General features: G+C 39.4%; 23 protein-coding genes. 19 read left to right on the plus strand and 4 right to left on the minus strand.

All coding sequences use genetic code 11. The features are described from left to right. Nucleotides 1-156 precede the first annotated feature (156 nt). The 5 genes from VER_RS05370 to VER_RS05390 are packed head-to-tail and all read left to right on the plus strand — an operon-like array spanning nucleotide 157 to nucleotide 2,847. Complete coding sequence (locus VER_RS05370; RefSeq protein WP_162099852.1) at nucleotides 157-423, plus strand: DUF951 domain-containing protein; 267 nt, start codon at nucleotides 157-159, stop codon at nucleotides 421-423. Beyond that, complete coding sequence (selD, locus tag VER_RS05375; RefSeq protein WP_238390147.1) at nucleotides 416-1,453, plus strand: selenide, water dikinase SelD; 1,038 nt, start codon at nucleotides 416-418, stop codon at nucleotides 1,451-1,453. The genes VER_RS05370 and selD overlap by 8 nt, the downstream gene beginning before the upstream one ends. Further along, nucleotides 1,443-2,129, plus strand: a complete 687-nt coding sequence (yedF, locus tag VER_RS05380) for a sulfurtransferase-like selenium metabolism protein YedF (protein ID WP_162099854.1) — start codon at nucleotides 1,443-1,445, stop codon at nucleotides 2,127-2,129. Before selD ends, yedF begins: the two co-directional genes overlap by 11 nt. Before the next feature lie 33 nt (nucleotides 2,130-2,162). Beyond that, the gene (locus tag VER_RS05385) at nucleotides 2,163-2,468 is read left to right on the plus strand and encodes a DUF3343 domain-containing protein (protein ID WP_162099855.1); all 306 of its coding nucleotides are present in this window, start codon (nucleotides 2,163-2,165) and stop codon (nucleotides 2,466-2,468) included. Next, nucleotides 2,461-2,847 (plus strand): SgcJ/EcaC family oxidoreductase, encoded by a 387-nt coding sequence (locus VER_RS05390; RefSeq protein ID WP_162099856.1) that lies wholly within the window; start codon nucleotides 2,461-2,463, stop codon nucleotides 2,845-2,847. Before VER_RS05385 ends, VER_RS05390 begins: the two co-directional genes overlap by 8 nt. 116 nt (nucleotides 2,848-2,963) lie before the next feature. On the opposite strand, the gene VER_RS05395 is transcribed toward VER_RS05390, so the two are convergent. Together VER_RS05395 and VER_RS05400 are read right to left on the minus strand one after the other, a co-directional pair. Further along, nucleotides 2,964-3,557 (minus strand): helix-turn-helix domain-containing protein, encoded by a 594-nt coding sequence (locus VER_RS05395; protein WP_162099857.1) that lies wholly within the window; start codon nucleotides 3,555-3,557, stop codon nucleotides 2,964-2,966. Nucleotides 3,558-3,855: 298 nt separating this feature from the next. Beyond that, nucleotides 3,856-4,788, minus strand: a complete 933-nt coding sequence (locus VER_RS05400) for a transglycosylase domain-containing protein (RefSeq protein WP_162099858.1) — start codon at nucleotides 4,786-4,788, stop codon at nucleotides 3,856-3,858. 243 nt (nucleotides 4,789-5,031) lie between these two features. Here VER_RS05400 and VER_RS05405 point away from each other — a divergent pair, with 243 nt between their 5' ends. The 8 genes from VER_RS05405 (at nucleotide 5,032) to VER_RS10390 (ending at nucleotide 13,759) form a co-directional block, all read left to right on the plus strand. After that, nucleotides 5,032-5,838 (plus strand): hypothetical protein, encoded by an 807-nt coding sequence (locus VER_RS05405; protein WP_162099859.1) that lies wholly within the window; start codon nucleotides 5,032-5,034, stop codon nucleotides 5,836-5,838. Nucleotides 5,839-5,955: 117 nt separating this feature from the next. After that, nucleotides 5,956-7,167: an argininosuccinate synthase gene (locus tag VER_RS05410; RefSeq protein WP_162099860.1), complete on the plus strand. Its 1,212-nt coding sequence runs from the start codon at nucleotides 5,956-5,958 to the stop codon at nucleotides 7,165-7,167. Further along, nucleotides 7,168-8,589: an argininosuccinate lyase gene (gene argH, locus VER_RS05415; RefSeq protein WP_162099861.1), complete on the plus strand. Its 1,422-nt coding sequence runs from the start codon at nucleotides 7,168-7,170 to the stop codon at nucleotides 8,587-8,589. It begins immediately after the preceding gene. Nucleotide 8,590: 1 nt separating this feature from the next. Beyond that, nucleotides 8,591-9,184, plus strand: coding sequence for a hydrolase (locus tag VER_RS05420; protein WP_162099862.1), 594 nt, complete (start codon nucleotides 8,591-8,593; stop codon nucleotides 9,182-9,184). A 629-nt stretch (nucleotides 9,185-9,813) separates the two neighbouring features. Beyond that, entirely contained in the window at nucleotides 9,814-11,142 is a 1,329-nt protein-coding gene (potE, locus tag VER_RS05425; protein ID WP_162099863.1) for a putrescine-ornithine antiporter, read from the plus strand. 96 nt (nucleotides 11,143-11,238) lie between these two features. Continuing rightward, nucleotides 11,239-12,144 carry a LysR family transcriptional regulator gene (locus VER_RS05430; RefSeq protein WP_162099864.1) on the plus strand — a complete coding sequence of 302 codons (906 nt, stop codon included), beginning with the start codon at nucleotides 11,239-11,241 and terminating at the stop codon, nucleotides 12,142-12,144. 487 nt (nucleotides 12,145-12,631) lie between these two features. After that, complete coding sequence (locus VER_RS10385) at nucleotides 12,632-13,006, plus strand: hypothetical protein (RefSeq protein ID WP_238390149.1); 375 nt, start codon at nucleotides 12,632-12,634, stop codon at nucleotides 13,004-13,006. Nucleotides 13,007-13,129: 123 nt separating this feature from the next. After that, nucleotides 13,130-13,759, plus strand: coding sequence for a hypothetical protein (locus tag VER_RS10390; RefSeq protein WP_255494014.1), 630 nt, complete (start codon nucleotides 13,130-13,132; stop codon nucleotides 13,757-13,759). Between the two features lie 17 nt (nucleotides 13,760-13,776). Here the strand turns inward: VER_RS10390 and VER_RS05440 are convergent, their stop codons facing one another. Further along, nucleotides 13,777-14,778, minus strand: a complete 1,002-nt coding sequence (locus VER_RS05440) for an AraC family transcriptional regulator (protein WP_162099865.1) — start codon at nucleotides 14,776-14,778, stop codon at nucleotides 13,777-13,779. A gap of 185 nt (nucleotides 14,779-14,963) precedes the next feature. On the opposite strand from VER_RS05440, the gene VER_RS05445 reads away from it, so the two are divergent. Then, the gene (locus VER_RS05445; protein ID WP_162099866.1) at nucleotides 14,964-16,127 is read left to right on the plus strand and encodes an iron-containing alcohol dehydrogenase; all 1,164 of its coding nucleotides are present in this window, start codon (nucleotides 14,964-14,966) and stop codon (nucleotides 16,125-16,127) included. Nucleotides 16,128-16,148: 21 nt separating this feature from the next. Then, a complete protein-coding gene (locus VER_RS05450; protein ID WP_162099867.1) occupies nucleotides 16,149-16,709 on the plus strand; it encodes a sugar O-acetyltransferase in 561 nt (186 codons plus the stop codon). A 73-nt stretch (nucleotides 16,710-16,782) separates the two neighbouring features. On the opposite strand, the gene VER_RS05455 is transcribed toward VER_RS05450, so the two are convergent. Next, the gene (locus tag VER_RS05455) at nucleotides 16,783-18,153 is read right to left on the minus strand and encodes an amino acid permease (RefSeq protein WP_162099868.1); all 1,371 of its coding nucleotides are present in this window, start codon (nucleotides 18,151-18,153) and stop codon (nucleotides 16,783-16,785) included. A 264-nt stretch (nucleotides 18,154-18,417) separates the two neighbouring features. Between VER_RS05455 and fusA the strand changes: the two genes are divergently transcribed. The 4 genes from fusA to VER_RS10525 all read left to right on the plus strand — a co-directional run bounded on the left by fusA (nucleotide 18,418) and on the right by VER_RS10525 (nucleotide 22,655). Further along, on the plus strand, nucleotides 18,418-20,490 hold the full coding sequence (fusA, locus tag VER_RS05460) for an elongation factor G (RefSeq protein WP_162099869.1): 2,073 nt from the start codon (nucleotides 18,418-18,420) through the stop codon (nucleotides 20,488-20,490). 124 nt (nucleotides 20,491-20,614) lie between these two features. Further along, the gene (locus VER_RS05465) at nucleotides 20,615-21,088 is read left to right on the plus strand and encodes a YhcH/YjgK/YiaL family protein (RefSeq protein WP_162099870.1); all 474 of its coding nucleotides are present in this window, start codon (nucleotides 20,615-20,617) and stop codon (nucleotides 21,086-21,088) included. Nucleotides 21,089-21,333: 245 nt separating this feature from the next. Next, a complete protein-coding gene (locus VER_RS05470; RefSeq protein WP_162099871.1) occupies nucleotides 21,334-22,230 on the plus strand; it encodes a DMT family transporter in 897 nt (298 codons plus the stop codon). A gap of 251 nt (nucleotides 22,231-22,481) precedes the next feature. Further along, entirely contained in the window at nucleotides 22,482-22,655 is a 174-nt protein-coding gene (locus VER_RS10525) for an ArsR family transcriptional regulator (RefSeq protein WP_366511564.1), read from the plus strand. Nucleotides 22,656-22,711: the final 56 nt, after the last annotated feature.

Below are 22,711 nucleotides of genomic sequence, written 5' to 3' on the forward strand. Positions count from 1 at the left end.
CGTAAGTCAATGAACGTTTGTAACCTTGTAAGTAAACGAGTACTTGTAACATTGTGAGTAAATAAGCTTGTATGTAGCGTGTATACTTTGATGATGCGTAATTTAGCAATATTAGCAATAATTGTACTGTATATTAAATCTATTGAGGAGGCGTGTATGGCATTCGTACGATATTATGTAGGTGATGTAGTAAAAATGAAAAAATCACATCCTTGTGGTAGCGATGAATGGGAAGTGCGACGTATTGGCACCGATTTCACAATAATTTGTCGTGGTTGTGGCCATCAGGTGATGATTGCTCGCCCTAAATTTGAAAAAGCTGTAAAAAAAATAGTGAGTCGTGTAGTTGCTGAAGAGGCTCTGACAGCGAATACTACGACAACGCTTATGGAGAAAAAAGCAAAGTCTTTAGGTGGTGAGTAATTTGGTTAAGCTGACAACATATGCTGCTAAAGGGGGCTGTGCTTGCAAATTGGGGCCTCATATTTTGCAGTCTGTATTAACAGGGGTAGAATTTCCTACAAATGAGGCTGTTTTGGTTAATATGCAAGGCGCTGATGATGCTGGTGTGTATCAGCTAAGTGAGGATATGGCCTTAGTGCAGACGGTTGATTTTTTTACGCCCATTGTGGATGATCCCTATCTCTTTGGCCAAATTGCAGCTGCTAATAGTTTAAGTGATGTGTATGCTATGGGGGGTACACCCTTGACGGCTATGAACTTAGTAGGCTTTCCTGTGCCTTTGGTAGAACAAGGGGCTTTGACGGCTGTTTTACAAGGAGCTATGAGCGTCTTAAAAGAGGCTCAGGTCGTAGTGGTAGGTGGCCATAGTATTGAAAATGAAACGCCTATTTTTGGTATGTCAGTGACTGGCCGTGTTAAGCCTCAACAAGTGTGGCGCAATAGTGGGGCTCAAGTGGGCGATGTGTTGATTTTGACGAAGCCCTTAGGTACAGGTGTTATGAGTACCGCTTTGAAAGGTGGTTTATTTCAAGCCGGTACCGATGAAGCCATTGCGAGCATGCGTACATTAAATAAGGTGGCTTGTGAAACGGCGAAACAATTCACAATTCATGCTTGTACTGATGTTACAGGGTTTAGCTTACTTGGACACAGTAGTGAAATGGCGGAAGGTAGCGGAGTCTCCCTTGTTCTTCAAACGGAGTCATTGCCATTGTTTACCGGCGTTATTGAAGCGGCTGAAATGGGACTTGTGCCAGCAGCGACCTATGGTAATCGTAAGGCGATTACCTCAGTGGCAGGCTTAGATACAGTAAAACCAGTGTGGAGTGATATTTGTTACGATCCGCAAACCTCAGGGGGGCTATTATTAGCTGTGCCAGCTGAGGAAGGTGAGGCTTTATTGTTGGACTTAAAACAAGCGGGGCTCACACAAGCTCGAAATATTGGGCAGGTAGTAACGAAAGGAGACTATGCAGTTTATGTCAAATAAAGGTAATGGTAAAGCAGTTAATACAGCCCTTGTGGGGGCTAATACTATTGTTGTGGATGTACGAGGCTCATTATGTCCGATTCCTGTGATTGAAACAAAGAAGGCTATGGAAAGCAATCCAACAGCTGTATTCACTACCATTGTAGATAATGAAGTGAGTCGTGATAATGTAGTTAAGTTTGGGCAATCCCGTCAGTGCCAGGTCGTAATTGCAGCTGATGGGGCTGATTTTTATATAACATTAACCCCAGCTAATGCTATGGATGAAACTACCGTAGGGGAGGGAGTGACATTGGTGGAAACGCCAGCGACCATGACTATGCTAGACACGCCTACAGCCGTGGGTGGTAAAGTCTTGTTAGTGACAAAGGATTATTTGGGTGAAGGAAATCAAGACTTAGGCCGTACGTTGATGAAGACCTTTTGGTTTTGTTTAACCGAAGCAGATGTAAAGCCAGCGAAAATATTCTTTATTAATAGTGGTGTTAAAATGGTGGCTGAAGGATCTGACCATTTAGAAAACTTGCAAAAATTGGTTGCTGCAGGGGTTGAATTGGCAGCTTGTGGTATTTGCTTAGATTTTTATGGTTTAAAAGAAAAAGTAGCGGTAGGCTCTATTACCAATTTGTATGCAATTACCGATGCTATGATGACGGAATCCATGGTGACATTATAAAAATGTTGAATAGGCTGTATGAGGAAACTGGGTATGGAAATTTTAATAGTTTTTACTGATTATTACTTTGCTACCAAGGCTGAAAAAGCATTAAAAGCAGCGGAGATTAAGTTGCAACTGATTCCAACCCCGGCTGTACTACACCATGCTTGTGGTCTATGCATTTTATGTGCTAAAGCTGATTTAGTGCAAGTGTTAGCTATTTTAAAAGACGCTCGCGTGACGCATTCGGGTGTGTATGAGTATGATCGAGCGGCTAAAAAGTGTACCAAACTCACAAGTATAGATTATTGTGAAAAAGCCCATGATGGACATACGGAGGGTAAGTATTATGAATGAGACAATTAAAGCGCTAATCGGGGCTGCAGATATAGCTATTAAGGAAGAACGCTTTGATGATTTATTAGAGTTTTATACCGATGATGCTGTGTTAGTGGTGAAACCAGGATTAGAAGTAAAAGGTAAGGATAAGATTAAAGAAGCATTTATAAAAATCGCTGCTTATTTTAAGAATAGTATCGTACCGACACAAGGGAAAATGCAGATGATAGAAGCAGGAGATACAGTTCTTGTTTTATCACAAACCTTATTAGAGGCTACGAATAAAGAAGAGTCAGAATATAGTATGGAACGCAGAGCAACCTATGTATATAGAAAGGTTAATGGACAATGGTTATGTGCTATAGATAATTCATACGGCACCTCTTTGATCGATTAAGCTTGCATCATTATAGTCATGATATAAGTTGAATGCTTTATATATAAATATACAAAAAAGTCTACGCACACAATCTATGGAGCGTAGACTTTTTGCATTAGATGCTTTTTTGCAAGTTAGAGTATATGTTGATAGGCAAACAGTCCGTGATTTAAACAATAGACTAGTAATTTGCCCCCTCGTTTCAAACGAGGTAATTGTACCGCTGGTTCTTGCTCTGGATATAATCTTTGTAGCCAGATAAAATCGTCATATACATAGGCCACAAAATATATATATTCTTCTTTTGTCATGGCGTGAGAAAAGGTTAGATAATTTGTGCCGTCCACAGTACTTACCTTTGGTTTATGATCGTTATCATTTAATATAGCTGTTAGGGCTGTAAGTGGCCGCCCACAGCAGGTAAGGGTAGCGCTACTGGTACTCGTTAGGATATTGCCACAATGAGGGCATACATATATTTTTAAACGGCGTATATTACCAGTATCTATGGAATTTAGTGATAAGCTTCCTTGTAATAGTTTTAAAATATCAGCACCTAACAGCTCTGCTAATGGTTCCCAGAGCGTGACATCAGGAATGCCTTTGCCACATTCCCATTTGGATATGGTTTTATTGGTGATGTGAAGGGCTTCCGCCAGTTGTTGCTGGGTTAATTGTTTTTCTTTACGCAATTGTAAAATCAATTGACCTATTTTTTCTGTATTCATATAAAATCCTTTCTTTGTATGTATGAAATAGAGATTTTGAGATTGCAAGAGAGTTAAACTTTAGTACTTATCGTTTTAGTTGAGCTTATGCAGTGCTCAAAATATATAGAGGCTAATTTAGTGGCCTCTTTGGAATCAGGATAAAGACGTCTTTGATAGTAAGTGTAATATAAAAAGTCTACGCATACAATCTATGGAGCGTAGACTTTTTGGTAATCGTATATTTAATTGATGAATAGCTGAATAATAGAGAATTAGCTATTCATTGCAAGCAGAATGAATGGTTGTAAACGCATACTTAATCATCCAGACTAAATTTATCTGGTGATGAAGAATGGCTGACCGTATGGCTTGATTTATTTTTGTTGCTGTTGCTCTCGGAGTCTGCCGTCGTTTCAGATTCTACTTCTGTATTAGGATAATCGATAGTTTCTGTATCACCACTGGTTAGGCTTAAATTGGAATAATAAGCTTTGTCAGCTTCCCGATTGGAAATAAGACCTTGCTGTGTCATCAAGGTGAGCACAGTGCGCTGGCGTTCTTTAGCTGCTTTATAATTCTGGGATGGATTATAATAAGACGGCGCCTGTGGTAGCCCAGCTAATAGGGCGGCTTGGCCCAAGGTCAGTTTCGCTGGCGAAGTATCAAAATAGCCTTTGCTTGCTTGATAAATACCGTAATAATCATTACCGTAGTAGATAGTATTTAAGTACATGGCTAAAATTTCATCTTTGGTATAATAGTATTCCATTAAATAGGCTAAGATAACTTCTTCCACCTTGCGCGACATAATCCGCTTGGACGATAAAAAGAGGTTTTTAACAAGTTGTTGCGTAATGGTGCTACCGCCTTCGACGGTGCGGCCAGCTGTTAAATTAGTATAAAAGGCACGGCCAATGCCGAATACATCAATAGCACCATGTTCATAAAATCGTTTATCTTCAGTAGCTACGAGTGCTTCTTTTAGTTGCGTGCTAATTTGGTCTCCTTTCACTTGTTGATTTGGGGGCACGCGATTATTTAAAGCAGTTCCCACTGCCTCTGTAAAATGGAATAAACGACTAATACGTTCTGTACGACTTAATTGATCTTCCGTTGATTCTAGCGATTGTTCCCGTGACGTATAAGGGCTACGTGGGGTCGTAGTTTCTTCTGGCGTATAGCCAGCAAACCAGTACAGACCTAGGCCGATAATGACAAGAGTTAATAGTAGTTTAAATAGTAGTTTCATGGCTCTATCATACCATATGTTACAAAATAAGCTAGTCTTTTTTATGCATAGTCATCATATATTTAGTTAAAAGCTGTTGGCGTATGAAAAAAGGTTATTTCTTTATTCTCACGGGTGAAATAAATATAAAATTATAGTAAAATAGAGTAAAATAAATTAATACTATAATGGTATTAATACAAAATTCGATTAATATTATGGGTAAGTCTAGATTGAGTGTCATGTGTTAACAAGGAGGTCTCTATGAAGGGGCGTATCGTTAGTGTTTCGTATTGGCCAGCACCGTTGCGCTATTATGAAGCAGTAGCAACGGATCGCAGTGCTTATAATGAAGTGATAGGGGCTATGGAAGAAGCAGCACAGGCGATAAAAGCAAGTAAGCCGCAGACTATTTTAATACTGAGTCGTTACCAATTGACGCTAAATGATGCACTCGGGTTTAGCCCACAAGCACGTTTGCGCGGGGCTATCCCTTTGGCGAATGGAACGACATTTACAGTAGGTTTGGAAACGGATAGTGTATTTAATCAAGCCTTACAACGGCAAAGTGAACGTATGGGGATTCCCTTGACAAGTATTTTAGATAGTTTGCCAATTATTTCTACGGATGATTATTTATTACATCATACAGCTACTATTCCGTTACATTTTTTGTCAGAACAAGGGCTCACGAATAAGCAAATTGTGCGTTTAACCATGGGGCGACTTAGCTATGAAGAACTGTATACCTTTGGTAAAGTAGTACAATTGGCGGCAGAAGCTTCGGGGCGTCGCGTAGCTGTTATTGGTAGTGCTAATTTGTTACCCAACCATTGGGTAAATGGTGTGGATAAAAATTTAGACATTAATATTGGGGTTATGCAGGCTTTAGGAGATCAACAGCCACGGTTATTGCAAGAGTTAGGTTATCCCGTTGGTGAGGAGTACTCGGTGCGGACCGCTGCGTTTGTGCTAGGTGCTGTTAGTGGTTTAAAAGGCAGTGTAGAGACACATCATTTTTCATCGGTCAATGGTGAAACCTATGGTTTGGTGCAATATAAATTGAAATAAAATAATTTTTCTGTATATTTTTACAAAAATACTTGCATTAATATTCGTAACTATGTATAATGTTACACATGAAATACAGAAATCCATTCTAGTGAAATGCAAGTAGAGGTGTTTATAATGAGTGACATTAAAAAAGTAGTATTAGCGTATTCTGGCGGTCTTGATACCTCCGTTATTATCCCTTGGTTAAAAGAAAATTATGGTTGCGAAGTAATTGCTGTTTGCTGTAATTTAGGTCAACCTGAAGATTATGCAGCGGTTGAGAAGAAAGCGATTAAATCAGGCGCATCCAAAGCATACATTTTAGATGTACAAGAAGAGTTTGTAGCTGATTATATTTGGCCAACCGTTAAAGCTGGTGCTGTATATGAAGGTAAATATTTATTAGGTACTTCTTTTGCCCGTCCTTTAATTGCTAAAAAATTAGTAGAAGTAGCTAAACAAGAAGGGGCCGATGCGATTGCCCACGGTGCTACTGGTAAAGGGAATGACCAAGTTCGTTTTGAATTAACTATCAAAGCGTTAGCGCCTAATACTAAAATTATTGCACCTTGGCGTGAATGGGATTTAAAATCTCGGGAAGATTGTATGGAATTTGCGGCAAAACATGATATTCCTGTAGTAGCCACTAAATCGCATCCATACAGCATGGACCAAAACGTATGGCATTTATCTCATGAAGGTGGCGATTTGGAAGATCCAGCAAATGCACCTAAAAATGATGTGCATTTAGTTTGCAAATCACCAGAAGAAGCACCAGATACCCCAACCTTAGTATCTATTGAGTTTAAAGAAGGTGTGCCAGTAGCGGTTAATGGTAAAATAGGAACGCCACTCGAATTATTGCAGACCTTAAATGAATTAGGTGCTGCTAATGGGGTGGGCATTGTAGATATTGTAGAAAACCGTTTAGTAGGCATGAAATCTCGTGGCGTGTATGAAAATCCAGGTGGTGCTATTATTATGTACGCCCATCGTGAATTAGAATATCTTTGCCTCGACCGGGCTACTTACCATTACAAAGAATTAGTGGCTAATAAATATGCAGAACTTGTATATGATGGTATGTGGTTTGCGTCATTGATGGCGGCTTTACAGGCTTTTGTAGATGAAACTCAGAAAACGGTAACCGGTACTATTAATTTGAAATTGTATAAAGGTAATATCATTAGTGCGGGTGCTACCTCACCTTATTCCTTATATAATCAGGAATTTGTAACGTTTGAAGAAGATGATGTATATAATCAAGCTGATGCGGAAGGGTTCATTAATCTCTTCGGCTTACCACTTAAAATTAATGCATTGATGAAAGAAAAGGCAGGTAAATAAATGGCTAAACTTTGGGGCGGCCGTTTTACAAAGGGTACTGACAAAGCGGTAGAGGACTTTACGTCTTCTATCGCTTTTGATGCCCGTATGTATGCGGAAGATATTGCAGGCAGTAAAGCGCATGCGAAAATGTTGGCTAAACAGGGCATCATTTCGCAAGCTGATTGTGATGATATTGTAACAGGCTTAACTGACATTCAAAGCCAAATTGAAGCGGGAACTTTTGATTTTTCGGTGGCGTTAGAAGATATTCATATGAATATTGAAAAACGCTTAACCGATGCTATTGGCGAAGCTGGTGGACGGCTTCATACAGGGCGTAGTCGTAATGATCAATGTGCCGTAGATCTTCATATGTATGTCCGTAAAACGGTTGTGCATATGGGGGAATTATTAGTTAATTTGCAAAAGGCCTTATTAGAAGTGGCTGAAAAACATCAAGATGTGATTATGCCAGGCTATACGCATTTGCAACGGGCACAGCCGGTATTGTTTAGCCACCATATGATGGCGTATTTCTCTATGTTTCAGCGTGATTTTGATCATTTGCCATTGATTTATAAACATGCTGATGTGATGCCCTTAGGAGCCGGTGCTTTAGCAGGTACTACCTATCCTATCGACCAAGCGTATACGCAAGAATTATTAGCTTTTAGCAAAATTTACGAAAATAGTATGGATGCCGTTAGTGATCGTGACTATGTGCTTGAATTTTTGCATTTTGCCTCTACGGTTATGATGCATTTGAGTCGGTTAAGTGAAGAGCTTATCATTTGGTCTAGCACGGAATTTGGCTTTATTGAACTGGATGATGCTCATTGCACAGGCTCTAGCATTATGCCTCAGAAGAAAAATCCTGATGTATGTGAATTAGTTCGGGGTAAAACGGGCCGTATTTATGGTCATTTGCTTGGGTTGTTGACGACTATGAAAGGCTTGCCGTTGACCTACAATAAAGATATGCAGGAAGATAAAGAAGGTATCTTCGATGCCGTTGATACGTTGCATTTTGCCTTATCTATTATGGCTGATATGTTGCGTCATATGACTGTCAATGGGGACCGGACGTATGCGGTACTAGCTAATGATTTCTCTAATGCGACGGATATGGCGGATTACTTGGCGAAAAAAGGCGTACCTTTCCGTGAAGCGCATGCGATTGTAGGGGAAGCGGTACAACATTGTATCCAAAATCATTGTGTTTTATTAGATTTAACAGTGGACGATTTTAAGAAGATTTCGCCTGTGTTTGAGGCAGATATTTTGGAGGCTATTACGATTGAAGCCTGCGTGGCTGGTCGCAAGAATTACAGCGGTACAGCTCCTGAATGTGTAGCTCGTCAACGGCAAATTGGAGCTGCGCAAGTGGTTGAAGAAGAAGCTCAACTTGCTAAATGGGCGAAGCAATTAGGGAGGATATAAGATGCATACACCAACGTTAAGCCGTGAGGCAGCCTTAGATTTGTTGAAAACATATAATAAAGAGCCGTTTCATATTCAACATGCTTTAACAGTAGAAGCCGTTATGCGTTGGTATGCCGAGCAGTTAGGTGCCAACGATGAAATCGATTATTGGGGGCAAGTCGGTTTGCTTCATGATTTAGACTTTGAAATGTATCCAGAAGAACACTGCGTAAAAGCCCAGGAACTCTTGCAAGCAGCTGGGGTAAGCGACGATATGATTTACTCCATTTGTTGTCATGGCTATGGTATCTGCATCGATTGGGAACCAAAAGAGTTGATGGAAAATGTGTTATTTGCGGCTGATGAATTAACCGGCCTTATTGGCGCGGCCGCATTGATGCGGCCTTCTAAATCTACCAAAGATATGGAACTCAAAAGTTTGAAGAAAAAGTTCAAAGATAAAAAGTTTGCTGCTGGTTGTTCCCGCGATGTTATCAAAGCAGGTGCGGAACGACTTGGCTGGGAACTAGATGAGCTATTAAGTAAGACCTTAGCGGCTATGCAAGCTATGGAAGATCAGATTGTGGCTGAATATGATAAGCAAGTGGGCTAAGTGTTGATTTTCGGCTAATTCTTACGCCTAATGACAGACTAATTCTTACGTTTAATTGCATATGAGATAAAGAAAGCGTGTAGTGGCCAATGGATGAAACCTTGGTTGCTACACCTTTTTAATTGTAAACCTTGAAATGTGTACTTTTGGAGTGGATATAGAGTGGTGATATTCGAAAAAAGTCATAATTATTTCGTAATAGGGTCGTAAAATACCTAATTGGCATAGGAAAAAATGGACTAAAATTAAAACTTATTATGGTTAAAATGGATTCTCCTCGTTTTAAATAGGTTGTTTATAAAGAATTATTCAATTCGTGTAATAATTTTATGTCCGCCAATGGTAGAAATGAGCCGTGAAAAAACTAAAAAAGTAGTGTTAATGCCTACTTTGAGAATTCAGTCATGAAAAACAGGTGCCAAATTAGACGGCATCTAGCTTTGTTGGACTTTTTATATTGAAAAAAAGACTTTTATTATTTGCTAATAGATGTTAGAATAAGTCGTCAATAAAAAATAGAAATACGTTACATGCGATATCACATCCACGCACAACCGCAAGGACTGATATCGATAGCGGTTCACTTGTTAAGTTGTAGATGTTGAGCTACATAGAAAGGGGATTGATACATGAAAACCACCGCTAAAAAAATGTCTGTATTCCAGTTGACCACGCTCGTTGCAGCAAATATGATGGGTGCTGGGATTATTATGTTACCTACGAAACTTGCAGAAGTAGGAACCATTTCCGTTTTGTCTTGGCTGATTACAGCCGTAGGGTCTTTAGTATTGGCCCATATCTTTGCACAGTGTGGTATGTTCACTACTAAACGTGGTGGCATGGGGGGCTATGCAGAGTATAGTTTTGGCAGAACCGGACATTTTATGGCAAATTATGCTTATGCCATTTCGCTTGTAATTGCAAACGTAGCGATTGCGATTTCCGCAGTGGGCTACGCAGCTGTCTTATTTGATTTAACCTTATCGCCAGTACAGATGAGTTTGGCAACCATTGTGTTGTTGTGGCTCGCTGCCGTACTTAACTTCGGTGGCAATGCTAAGACTGGTCGTATAAGTAATATTACGGTTTGGGGTGCTATCCTACCAGTTCTTTTCATCAGTGTATTTGGCTGGTTCTGGTTTGACCCAAGTTTGTATTCAGCTGTATGGAATCCAAATCAACTGCCTTTCTTTGATGCAGTGAGCTCTTCCATCGCTTTAACTCTTTGGGGATTCTTAGGTTTTGAATCCGCAGCAGCTAACATGGATGCTGTTGAAAATCCAAAGAAAAACGTACCAATTGCAACGTTCTTCGGCACATTAGCAGTAGCGGTGATTTATGTATTGTCTACTAATATAATGGCAGGGATCGTGCCTAATGTAGATTTATTAAATTCTACAGCACCATTCGGTATGGTGTTTGCCCAGATGTTCAATGACACGGTTGGTAAAATCGTGATGGCAGCCATGGTTATTTCTTGCTGTGGTGCTATCCTTTGCTGGCAGTTTACCTTATCGCGCGTGTTTAAAAGCTCCGCTGATGCAGGTTTATTTCCTAAAGTATTCAGTCGTGTAAATAAAGCTGACGCACCCGTTCGTGGTTTGTTAATTCTGTTAACAGTGCAATCGGCCTTAGCTTTCATGACTATGAATGATTCGTTAAGCCGTCAATTTGAAAATTTAGTTAACTTAGCCGTAGTGACGAATGTATTCCCTTACCTTCTTTGCTGTGTAGCTGTTAATAAACTATTGAAGACAGAAGGAGCGTCCCTCTTTACTCGTCGTAGCATGTATGGCTTGAGCGTAGTAGCGTTTGCTTACTCTGTATACGCTATTTATGCCAGCGGTGAAGGGCCAATCGTGGGTGGTACGATTGCTATCATCGTAGGTTATATTATCTATCAATTAGCTTTCAACATTGTACCTCGTGCGGTTCGTTCCAAACGTAGCATCATCTAATATATAAATCGAGGACTGTAGGCCTGTAGTGGGCTTGCAGTCCTTTTTGTTTTCCTTTACAATTTAAGTATATGATTTTAGAAAATGAGGTTACCTATGACATTACTACAGTTGAAATATATCGTAACCGTGGCTAAACAAGGATCCATTAATAAGGCGGCTAAAGAGTTATTTATTGCGCAACCTAGTTTAACAGCTGCGATTAAAGAGTTGGAGCAAGAATTAGGGATTACTATTTTTTCACGGACAAATAAAGGCGTTATTGTATCGCCTGAAGGGGATGAATTTTTAGGCTATGCTCGGCAGGTTATTGAGCAGACTAACTTGATTGAAGAAAAATATTTTGGTCAAACAGCCGTAAAACATGAGTTTTGTGTGTCCACGCAACATTATTCGTTTGCTGTAGAAGCCTTTGTGGATGTGTTAAAGGCTTATGGCGGTAATGAGTATGATTTCCGCATTCGTGAAACGCAGACCTATGAAATTATTGAAGATGTGGCTCGTTTGCGCAGTGAAATTGGTATTTTGTATTTGAATGAATTTAATGAAACTATTTTGCGCAAAGAATTTAAACGTCATGATTTAACGTTTCACCCTTTATTTACAGCGAAACCCCATGTATTCGTAAGTTCCTTTAGTCCTTTAGCGGCTAAAGATGTGGTTACTTTGGCTGATTTAGCGCCTTTTCCACGGCTCTCTTATGAACAAGGGGAGCATAATTCCTTTTATTTTTCAGAAGAAATACTGAGTACTTGTGAAAGTGCTAAAGATATTGTGGTGTGCGATAGAGCGACCTTGTTTAATCTCTTAATTGGCCTTGATGGATATACCATTTGTTCCGGCATAATTAGTGAAAAGTTGAATGGTCCGAATATTCTGGCTATTCCTTTAGATGTGGATGAAAAAATTGAGATTGGTTATATTTTGCATAATAAAGTAGCGGCCGGTAAGTATTGCCAGCAATATATTGAAGCCTTAAAGAAAAATACGCAAAGTGTGTAATTTTTAAAAGATGACTACAGGCGCTAAAAAAAGTATGACAAAAGTTAATTAGCTCGATTAATATAAAAACGGTTGGTTATAGTTTTAAGCTATAACTAACCGTTTTCTGTATATATTAGGCATGAAAGTGAAAAGCACGTATAATAAGTTCCAGTCAAGGGGTTAGTGTTATTGACTAGGGATAAAATGGGAAAAAGAGAGAGTTACGTTGGGGTTTCAGGTAATCAAGCGATTCGATTATATGAATTGATTGATTTTACTTTGAGCGAGAAGAGAGCGTAACAATTAAGAGAGAGTCATACGGGGTGAGAGCCGTATGATGAGCTAAGTTACGCAGGGTGAGAGCTGTGTGATGTGTGCGAGGTGTGAGAAGCCTTGCACAATTTTTTTATCAGTAAATAGCTTGTTACGATGGCTTGTACGTACGAGGGCTAGATAATGGCTAGCTTGATGGGCGAGGCAAGCGTAGAGAGAAAGGGGTCATACTATGAGTTTACATATTCCATTTCGTTATGATTATGTAGGGAGTTTTTTACGACCTACTGCGTTAAAAGAAGCGCGTGAAGCATTTAAAGCAGGTACACTTACGGCTGAGGAACTAAGAGCCGTTGAAAATAAAGAAATTGAAGCCTTAATTGCCAAGCAAAAAGCAGCGGGCTATCATGTGATTACGGATGGTGAATTCCGTCGTGCCTATTGGCATTTAGACTTTATGTGGGGCTTTCAAGGTATTGAAGAAAACGAACTGGATCACGGCTATTTCTTTGTTGGTGAAGAAACAGCTAAGGGTTCCATTAAATTAGTAGGTAAGATTAGCGGTGAAAATCATCCTTTTATTGAGCATTTTAAGTTTGTTAATTAATGGGCTGACGCTAATACTGTAGCTAAGCAGACATTCCCTGCACCAGCACAGTTATTTTCAGAATTATTCCGTGATAAAAATGGGGATACTACACGGCAAATTTATCCTGATGTAGAAGAACTGATACAAGATATTGGCGCGGCGTATCGTACCTTCATTAAGGAATTGTACGAAGCAGGTTGTCGTAATATTCAACTTGATGATTGTACTTGGGGTATGTTCTGTGATGAAGCGTATTGGCAAAAACGTCAAGAAACAGCAAAAGACGATCTTTCTTTTGAGGAAGCGGCTGAGCGATTTTTACGGCTTAATAATTTAGCATTGCAAGATATTCCTGCTGATTTGGTCGTTACTACTCATGTATGTCGCGGTAATTATAACTCTACGTATGCTGCTTCGGGTGGCTATGAACGAATTGAAAAGATTTTATTTGGTAAAGCCAAAGTAGATGCTTTTTACTTAGAGTTTGACGATGAACGGTCGGGTGGTTTTGAACCCTTGCGATTTGTGCCAGCTAATAAAAAAGTAGTATTAGGCTTAATTACTACGAAGCGAGCTACTTTAGAAAATCGCGACGGCATTATTAAGCGTATTCAAGAGGCTACACAATATGTGCCATTAGAGCGCTTGTATTTAAGTCCACAATGTGGCTTTGCTTCTTGTGAAATTGGTAATAAATTAACTGAAGAAGAGCAATGGGCGAAACTAGCCTTAGTAAAAAGTATTGCTGAGGAAGTGTGGGGGCATCGATAAGATGCCCTCTTTTCATCTTAAGGGGATTGAAGTAGTTGCTCTATATATTCTCTAGGGGAAGTGTGAAAATAGCTCCGGAAAGCTTTATAAAAATTACTGGTATTACTATACCCTACCATAGTAGCGATGACTTCGATAGACAAATCAGTACCTCGTAAAAGTGCAACCGCTCGTTCCATACGGTGAGCGAGTACAATTTCACTAAAGGACTGCCCTGTTTGTTGTCTAACTAAGTTGGAAATATAGTTAGGATGATAGGCTAAATCAGCAGCTAATTGTTTTAACGTGACTCTATCTACATGGGTACTAATATATTGCCGGACTTGATCGATAAGGCTGCTTGGCGATTCGGTTGTTGTTTGTGTTTGATATTCCCGCGCTACAATCAATAATAGGGCGGCTACGAGGGGCTGTAAGATATCTTGCGTGTCTGCTTTAGGGGCTGCATATTCTAACACCATAAGCTCCAATAAGCGGCGCACATAGGTGGGGTCAGAGAATTTCAAATGGATAAATTCTTCGGAAAACTGATTATTCTGAGGTTCTAAGAAAAAGTTAAATACTTTTTTATCAGCGGCTAAAATAGGGAAAAAGGTCTTAAAAAAGGTTTCTTTTTGAATAAGAATACCTATAATAATAATTTCATTCTTACTATCGCCGCGTAAAGCATAACCTGTGAAGGGTTGGCCAATATAGCATTCATTTTCTTTTACTTTAATATAATTATCCTTGTCATAGCTAAGGGCGCCGTAATCTCCTTGATAGGCAAAATTAAAAAAGAAAAAATCATGGCGATGAAAGCCTTCTTCTATGTGTTGCCCTTTAAATACACAAATCATAATTGATTCATTGGCTGGGGCCGGCCATTGATAAGTGCGACTAGGGGTACCATCGGCAGAGGCCATTAATTTAGGCCAATGCTCAGTAATAAAGGCAACTCCTAGTTTAGTAAAAGATGCGTGGAGATGGTTGGCTTCATCGGTACATAGGATGTCTTTCGATATATTTCTGGCTGTCATAGCGGATGCACCTCCTTACGTTTAGTATATCATCAATCTTAACATTTACCACTATATATCTTAGGATTCGCCGTCGTCAGTAGTTACATTTATGGTTATACTAAGTATGTAGTAAGTAAAGAATTATGGTAGAAAACAACGTGCACGGTTGTTAACATGTTTAAAAACGTGAGGAGGATACAATCATGCAACAATTTATTTTTAATATGCCAACTAAAGTTTTATTTGGTTTTGGTCAATTAAATCATTTACATGAACAAAATTTACCAGGGAAAAAAGCGTTAATTATTACATCAAATGGATCATCAACCAAAAAATATGGTTATTTAGAGCGGGTCATTAATGAATTGAAGCTAGCTGGCGTAGACTATTCTCTTTTTGATGAAATTCGTCCTAATCCGACACGTCAGAATGTAACGGAAGGAGCTAATAAAGCTAAAGCTGAACAATGTGATTTTGTCATTGCTCTTGGTGGTGGTTCCGTTATGGATGCTACTAAATGTATTGCTCTTATGATGACAAATCCTGGTGAAATTTGGGATTATTCATTAAGTGCTCAAGGGGGAAAACAAACAGCACCTTATGATGCGGCCCCTATTATCGCTATTACAACTTCAGCGGGCACAGGGAGTGAAGTCGATATTGCGGCGGTTATTTCTGATGATACCTTAAAAGAAAAAACTGGTATCTTTTTTCCGTCTATGTTTCCTGCGTTAAGTATTGTAGATCCTGATTTAATGATGAGTGTGCCACCAACATTTACCGCTTATCAAGGGATGGATGCTTTTTTCCACGCCGCTGAAAGTGTTATTAATAAGAATGAGCATGTAATGGGTGAAATGTTTGCTCTTAAAGCTATTGAGTTAATTGCTAAATATTTACCAATTGCATATAAAGATGGAAATAATAAAGAAGCACGGTATTATATGGCTATTGCTAATACTTTAGCTGGTTATTATATGCTTTGTACTTCCCCACATACGATGGAGCATATTATGGGAAGCTATCATGAAAATCTAGTTCATGGTGCTGGTCTTATTATGATTGCTCATGAGTATTATAATTTCTTTGCTGAAAAGAAGGCCGCTGAAGAGCCTATGATTAAAATGGCTAGGGCTATGGGCCTAGCTAATGCAACGAGTGGTAAAGATTTTGTAACAGCACTTGATAATTTATTGGCTGCTATTCATTGTGATGCATTAAAGATGAGTGAAGTAGGGATTACCAAAGAAGAATTAAAGACCTATCCACAACGAATCACGGAAGTATTGGGCGGCGATATTACGGCGGATCCATTACCATTAAGTGCAGAAGATTATCTTACTATTTTTGAAAAATCATATCGTTAATTAATAGTCACAGGAGGAACAATGACTGAACTTGAAAAATTAGAGGCTGGTTTACCTTATAATTTCTTAGATCCTGATGTGGATGCGCGCAAATTAGAGGCTGTTAAAATTTGTGAAACCCTTAATGCTATTAGTGCGGCTGATTATGAAGCGCGTACGGCTATATTACATGAATTATTTGGACGTGTAGGCTCTAATCCTGTAGTTTTGCCTCGTTTCACTTGTGATAATGGGAAGAATATTTCTGTAGGTGACAATTTTTTAATTAATTTTAATGGTGTTATTTTAGATATTGCACCAGTAACTATAGGCGATAATGTTATGATTGGACCGAATACACTTATAGTAACGGTAAATCATCCATTGTCGGCTAAAGAACGTCGTAATCATATGGCGATAGCTAAGCCGATTACAATTGGTAATGATGTATGGATTGGTGGTAATGTGACGATTTTACCAGGGGTTACTATTGGTGATAATGTAGTTGTTGCGGCTGGGGCGGTAGTGACAAACGATGTACCTAGTAATACTCTCGTAGGTGGTGTGCCCGCTAAGACAATAAAAAGCTTAGCTGTAGAATAAAATAAAAAAGCCTGTAAGCATTCTTTTCTAGAAAAGTGCTTACAGGCTTTTTAGATTGTTAGGTTGTATTATATTATTTTTTGGTTCGTTTCAACTTATAGGTTATGTATAAGAAGAGAATCCAGAATGGAATGGCAATAACCGATGGTTTAAAGCTATCCATTTGCCACATAACAGCTACCACTACCAGTAAGAATAGAATACATAAATAGTTGATAAATGGATATAGTGGCGATTTGAATTTAAGTTCATCTAAGCGGTTTTCACGAATGAAAGTATTGCGGAATTTAATATGTGTTGCAATGATGACAAACCAGCTGATGACAAGACCTGCTACTACTAAGGCTAGGAGATGCATGAACACTTCGCCTGCTTGTGGGTAGAGGTAAGTAGTTAATACGATAATTAACGCTAGGCCAGCGGAGAATAAAGTACTTGCTAAGGGTACCCCGTGAGCGGTTAAATAACTAAATATTTTAGGTGCATTACCCGCTTTGGCAAGGCCATAGAGCATACGGGAGTTACTATATAAAATACTGTTGAAAACGGATAGGGCCGCTACTAATACGACTAAGTTTAGAATATTAGAGGCAGCAGGAATGCCGATTTCCTCAAAGATTTGCACAAATGGACTAGCTTCTAGGCCTACTTTATCCCATGGTGCTAAGGACATAAGTACGACCATAGTACCAATGTAGAAAATTAAAATACGAAGTAATAATTCGTTAATAGCTGTTGGCAAGCTCTTTTCAGGATCTTCCGCTTCACCAGCCGTAATACCGATAAGGTCAACGCCACCAAAAGAGAACATGACTACTGCTAAGGAGCAAAGGAAGCCCCACGAACCATTCGGGAAGAATCCGCCATTATCCCATAAATTATGGAAGTTATTAGGGAAAGATCCCATGGTGGTAAAGATAAGATAAAACCCAAAGAGAATCATACTTACGATGGCGCCAATCTTAATAAAGGAGGCCCAAAATTCTACTTCCCCATAGGCTTTAACATTGATTAGGTTAATAGCCGTAATAATAACTAAGCATATGAGGGTAGTAAGCCAATGTGGTATATCGGGGAACCAATAGGCTAAGTAAACGGCAATAGCCGCTAGTTCCGCCATGCCAGCGAGCATAAATAAGGTCCAATAATTCCAACCAGCTAAATAGCCCATAAAGCCATTCCAATATTTATTAGCAAAATGACTAAATGAACCGGATACTGGTTCGCGCACCGCCATTTCACCGAGCATACGCATTACAAAGAAAATGAAAAGACCTGCTAAGGCATAGGAGGCAATAATCCCTGGTCCTACTAATTTTATGGTTGGTGCCGACCCATAGAATAAGCCTGTTCCTACCGATGCACCTAAGGCAATCATCTGCATGTGACGATTTTTCAGACCACGCTTCATATGATGCTTGTCTTGTGTTTCATGTTCACTCATAAAAAATCCCCCTTCGTGTTTGGCCATTCGACTCTACTAAACTACTATATTACTTGAATTTGGGCGGCCAAACCTCTTATATATATTATTTAATGTTACGGTAAATAGTCGTTTTTGGCAAGCTATTTGTAGCATTTAACTGGACAATTTGTAAAAAATTTGCTTACTTTCGAAAAATGTATAATAAGAATAAAGGAGATTCATACATGAATAGCGAATAAGTACAGTAAATTGCGTTTCTGCGCTTTAAAGGAGGCGGTTCATATGAAAGAATATGCTAGTGATTTGATTCGTAATGTGGCAATTGTATCTCATGACGGGGCTGGTAAGACAGCGTTAGTAGAATCTTTACTATTAGCTTGCGGTGCGGTAGCATCTGTAGGTAAAGGGCAAGATAATAAACACATTATGGACTTTGAGCCTGAAGAAATTAAACGTAATGTAACAATTCAATTGGGCATGGCCCCTTGTGAATGGAAAAATTATAAAATTAATTTCATTGATACCCCTGGTTATTCAGAATTCCATGGTGAAGTTCGTGCCGCTTTGCGTGCCGCTGATGGCATGCTTATGGTATTATCTGCTACATCAGGTGTAGAAGTAGATACCATTCGCGCTTGGGACTATGGGGTAGAATTACAGATGCCACGCATGGCATTTATCAATAAGATGGACGTCGAAGGGGCCGATTTCTTTGGTACTCTTGAAAAAATGCATGCTCTATTTGGTAAAGCCATTATGCCATTGCAGATTCCGATTGGTGAAGGGCCTGACTTTAAAGGTGTTGTAGACGTAGCGAAACGCACTGCTTATGTATATGAAAACGGTAAAATGACCGAAGTAGCCGTACCTGCTGAATTAGAAGCTAAGGTAGAAGAAATCCGTGAAATGACGGTGGAAGCGGCTGCTGAAGGTAATGATGAATTACTTGAAAAATATTTAGATGGCCAAGAGTTGACTTTGGAAGAAATTCGTCAAGGATTGCGCGAAGGTATGTTAACTGGTCGTGTTTGCGCCGTTATGTGCGGTAGTGCCATTAATAATATTGGCATGGATCAAGTATTAGACCGTATGATTCGTTATATGCCAGATGCGTCTAAACGAGTGATGACAGCGGAAGATGTAGATACTGGGGAAGAACGGATTGTTCACGTAGATAAACCATTTACAGGCTTTGTATTTAAGACAATTTTAGATCCATTTGCTGGAAAACAAAGCTTTGTGCGCGTATTCTCTGGGGAATTAAAAGAAGGGGATAAACTTCTCAATGTGACGCAGGGGATTGAAGAAAAATGGGGTAAAATGTATACTCTTATTGGGAAGCAACAAGTACCTGTTAGTGAAGCGGGCGCTGGGGATATTGTAGTGATTCCTAAATTAGCGGCTACTAAGACAGGTGATACGTTTGCAACCCCTGGTTTTAAAGTAAAATATCGTCAAATTCGCTTCCCTCAACCACTTCATACAGTAGCTATGGTCCCTGAAAAGAAAGGGGAAGAAGAAAAATTAGCGGCGGCCTTACAGCGTATTTCGGAAGAAGATCCAACCTGCGTAGTGGTGAAAGATATTGAAGGACGCCAAATGCAAGTTCGTTGTATGGGCGAAGTTCATTTGGAACATATCCTTACGAAGATGGAACGTAAATATGGCGTTAAAGCTAAATTAGAAAAACCATATATTCCATATCGTGAAACGGTACGTGGTCAAGTCGAAGTAGAAGGTAAACATAAGAAACAAAGTGGCGGTCATGGTCAATATGGTCATGTTAAAATTGCCATTGAACCTTCTTATGAAAGCGATTTTGAATTTGTAGATAAAATTTTCGGTGGCGCCGTACCAAAACAGTATATTCCAGCTGTTGAAAAAGGCGCCAAAGAAACCTTAGATAAAGGTTTATTAGCCGGTTATCCAATGATTGGTGTAAAAGTGACCTTATTGGATGGTTCATATCATGCAGTAGACTCCTCTGAATTAGCCTTTAAAGTAGCGGCTGCTCAGGCCCTTAAAAAAGGTGTGCCTCAGGCTAAACCGGTCTTATTAGAACCTGTTTATAATGTCAATGTATTTGCCCCAGATACTTTCATGGGGGATATTATGGGTGATTTGAATAGTCGGCGTGGTCGCGTACTTGGGATGGAACAAGGTGAACGAGAAGGTATTACGGTGGTTAAAGCACAAGTTCCATTTGCTGAAATGCTTGACTATGTAACTGTATTACGCAGTATGACACAAGGGCAAGGCGTATTTAATATGGAATTTAGCTCCTATGAAGAAGTGCCTCATAAGACAGCGGAGGGCATTATTGCTAAGTTTGACGGGACTAGTGATGATGAATAGTTAATGGTTGAAACAAATAGTTTGGCGGGGTGTTTCAACATAGCTTACCTTGGCTCGAAGATGAAGTGCATCTAAGTAGAGTTAAAAATAAATAGCCCTAAGCGGGCTCAAAGGAGATATATATATGATATTTGGTAGTGTGAATGTGAATTACAAAGGGTTAGGCTATGCACCTGTATTAGAGCGCGTACTCGATTGGTTGAAAGAAACTGATTTGAAAAGTTTAGAGATTGGTCGCCATGACATTGATGGTGATAATATCTTCGCTTTAGTACAAGAAGTGACGACGAAGAAGTTTGAAGACACTCGCCCTGAAGCACATAAGCAGTACTTAGATGTGCAATTTGTAATTGATGGCCAGGAAAAAATGGGCTTTTTACCAGATCGCCAAACAGAACCTGTGGTAGAAGCGCATGATGACAAGGATTTGTATTTTTACAAACAGGATTTAGCAGATGAAGGCTATATTATAGCGCAAGCTGGCTCCTATGCTATCTTCTTCCCTGAAGATATTCATCGTCCTTGTTGTGCTGTTAATGAAGAATCAAGTAAAGTATTAAAAGTCGTTGTAAAAGTCGCTATGAAATTAGTTGACTAATTTATAACATAGACTCTTAGGCTGATACAACTTGTTACCGAGGTGTTGGTAAGACATGTAAGGTGAACTACCTTGTCAGGTAAGAGGATTATTTGTTACAATAGCATATAGTCAAAGACGACCAGTATTTTCTGGTCGTCTTTATAAATTATGAAAGTGAAGTTGTTACATCATACATTATAAGAGTAAAGTTGTTATATCATACATTGTGAAAGTAAAGTTGCTGAATCATAAAGGAGGGCATGATGGATAGGGATAAGATGATAGGGATTGCCCTTACTTTATTTGGTGGTACTTTATGGGGCTTATCGGGCATATCGGCGCAGTTTTTACAACAGCAACGAGCGATTAGTCCAGAATGGCTATTAACCGTACGGCTGTTGGCAGCGGGCATTGTTACTGCGCTAGCGGCATATTATCAAGGGCGTGTCCATATTTTTCAGATTTTTAAGGATCCTCGTCATGTAGTGGGCTTACTTATATTTGGTTTATTGGGGATGGCTCTTTGCCAGTATGCTTATTTCCGGTCCATTTATTATGCCGGTGCTGGGATTGCTACAGTCTTACAATATTTAGCACCTGCTATGATTGTCGTCTACATGGCTGTTCGTTATTTTAAATGGCCTACGTGGGGCGAGGGCATTAGTGTTGTTTTGGCTATGGTAGGTACTGCTCTAATTGCGTTTCATGGCAATTTTGAATTTAGTGGCATTGATGAACGCGTGCTGTTTTGGGGGCTTTTATCGGCTGTGGCAGTAGCCATTTACAGTGTTCAGCCAGTGCCTTTGTTACGGCGGTATGGTACAGGACCTGTGGTAGGTTTTGCCATGCTTTTGTCTGGCCTTGTGACGGCGATGATTGCGTCACCGTTTGATGTGCCAGGTATTTGGGATACGTGGACCTATGTAGGCGTTTTTAATGTAGTTGTATTAGGCACTATTGTTTCCTTTAATGCATACTTAGAAGGGGTACGGCGAATTGGAGCTGTGAAAGGGTCTGTTTTATCTTCTATTGAGCCTATTTCAGCAGCTTTATTGAGTTGGCTTATTTTAGATAGTCAATTTATGACTAGCGACTTAATAGGCTTTGTATTAATTTTGTCTACTATTTTTATTTTAGCGCGTGAAAAAAGTAATAATTAATACGTATTAATTATTATGAGTACTATTCAATAGGATGATTTATATTGATTAAATTCGATTAAATAGATTGACATATCTAGAAGATAAGATATAATAAAATTATGAGTGAGAAACAATTACTAGATATTTTTAAAGTCTTATCCAATGAAAGTCGCTTAAGAATCTTGCAATGGCTCAAAGAGCCAACGAAATATTTTCCACCCCAGGGATTACATATTCCTGAGGGCGACTCATTTGAAGGAGGAGTCTGTGTGGGGAGTATACAGGATAAATTAGGCATTTCACAATCAGCTGTATCGCACTATTTAGATTTAATGCAGCGGGCAGGGCTATTAGAGTCGGCTCGTTATGGCAAATGGACGTATTATCGCCGTAATGAAGCAACAATCGTAGCATTAGCTACTTATATTGAACAGGAATTATAAATGAAAAAGGCTGTCACCGATGATATGATTTCAAGGGTGATAGCCTTTTGATGTAT

Origin of the sequence: Veillonella sp. R32 (assembly GCF_010093125.1) — a bacterium.
In the GTDB taxonomy this organism is placed as follows: Bacteria; Bacillota; Negativicutes; order Veillonellales; family Veillonellaceae; genus Veillonella_A.

Excerpts from the sequence above, each read along its gene's own strand:
- potE (WP_162099863.1), top strand. The coding sequence starts at position 9,814 with ATGAAAACCACCGCTAAAAAAATGTCTGTATTCCAGTTGACCACGCTC.
- VER_RS05455 (WP_162099868.1), bottom strand. The coding sequence starts at position 18,153 with ATGAGTGAACATGAAACACAAGACAAGCATCATATGAAGCGTGGTCTG.
- fusA (WP_162099869.1), top strand. The coding sequence starts at position 18,418 with ATGAAAGAATATGCTAGTGATTTGATTCGTAATGTGGCAATTGTATCT.
- VER_RS05450 (WP_162099867.1), top strand. The coding sequence starts at position 16,149 with ATGACTGAACTTGAAAAATTAGAGGCTGGTTTACCTTATAATTTCTTA.
- VER_RS05385 (WP_162099855.1), top strand. The coding sequence starts at position 2,163 with ATGGAAATTTTAATAGTTTTTACTGATTATTACTTTGCTACCAAGGCT.
- VER_RS05465 (WP_162099870.1), top strand. The coding sequence starts at position 20,615 with ATGATATTTGGTAGTGTGAATGTGAATTACAAAGGGTTAGGCTATGCA.
- VER_RS05420 (WP_162099862.1), top strand. The coding sequence starts at position 8,591 with ATGCATACACCAACGTTAAGCCGTGAGGCAGCCTTAGATTTGTTGAAA.
- VER_RS05410 (WP_162099860.1), top strand. The coding sequence starts at position 5,956 with ATGAGTGACATTAAAAAAGTAGTATTAGCGTATTCTGGCGGTCTTGAT.
- VER_RS05405 (WP_162099859.1), top strand. The coding sequence starts at position 5,032 with ATGAAGGGGCGTATCGTTAGTGTTTCGTATTGGCCAGCACCGTTGCGC.
- VER_RS05370 (WP_162099852.1), top strand. The coding sequence starts at position 157 with ATGGCATTCGTACGATATTATGTAGGTGATGTAGTAAAAATGAAAAAA.
- argH (WP_162099861.1), top strand. The coding sequence starts at position 7,168 with ATGGCTAAACTTTGGGGCGGCCGTTTTACAAAGGGTACTGACAAAGCG.
- VER_RS05470 (WP_162099871.1), top strand. The coding sequence starts at position 21,334 with ATGGATAGGGATAAGATGATAGGGATTGCCCTTACTTTATTTGGTGGT.
- VER_RS05440 (WP_162099865.1), bottom strand. The coding sequence starts at position 14,778 with ATGACAGCCAGAAATATATCGAAAGACATCCTATGTACCGATGAAGCC.
- VER_RS05400 (WP_162099858.1), bottom strand. The coding sequence starts at position 4,788 with ATGAAACTACTATTTAAACTACTATTAACTCTTGTCATTATCGGCCTA.
- VER_RS05390 (WP_162099856.1), top strand. The coding sequence starts at position 2,461 with ATGAATGAGACAATTAAAGCGCTAATCGGGGCTGCAGATATAGCTATT.
- VER_RS05445 (WP_162099866.1), top strand. The coding sequence starts at position 14,964 with ATGCAACAATTTATTTTTAATATGCCAACTAAAGTTTTATTTGGTTTT.
- VER_RS05395 (WP_162099857.1), bottom strand. The coding sequence starts at position 3,557 with ATGAATACAGAAAAAATAGGTCAATTGATTTTACAATTGCGTAAAGAA.
- yedF (WP_162099854.1), top strand. The coding sequence starts at position 1,443 with ATGTCAAATAAAGGTAATGGTAAAGCAGTTAATACAGCCCTTGTGGGG.
- VER_RS05430 (WP_162099864.1), top strand. The coding sequence starts at position 11,239 with ATGACATTACTACAGTTGAAATATATCGTAACCGTGGCTAAACAAGGA.
- VER_RS10385 (WP_238390149.1), top strand. The coding sequence starts at position 12,632 with ATGAGTTTACATATTCCATTTCGTTATGATTATGTAGGGAGTTTTTTA.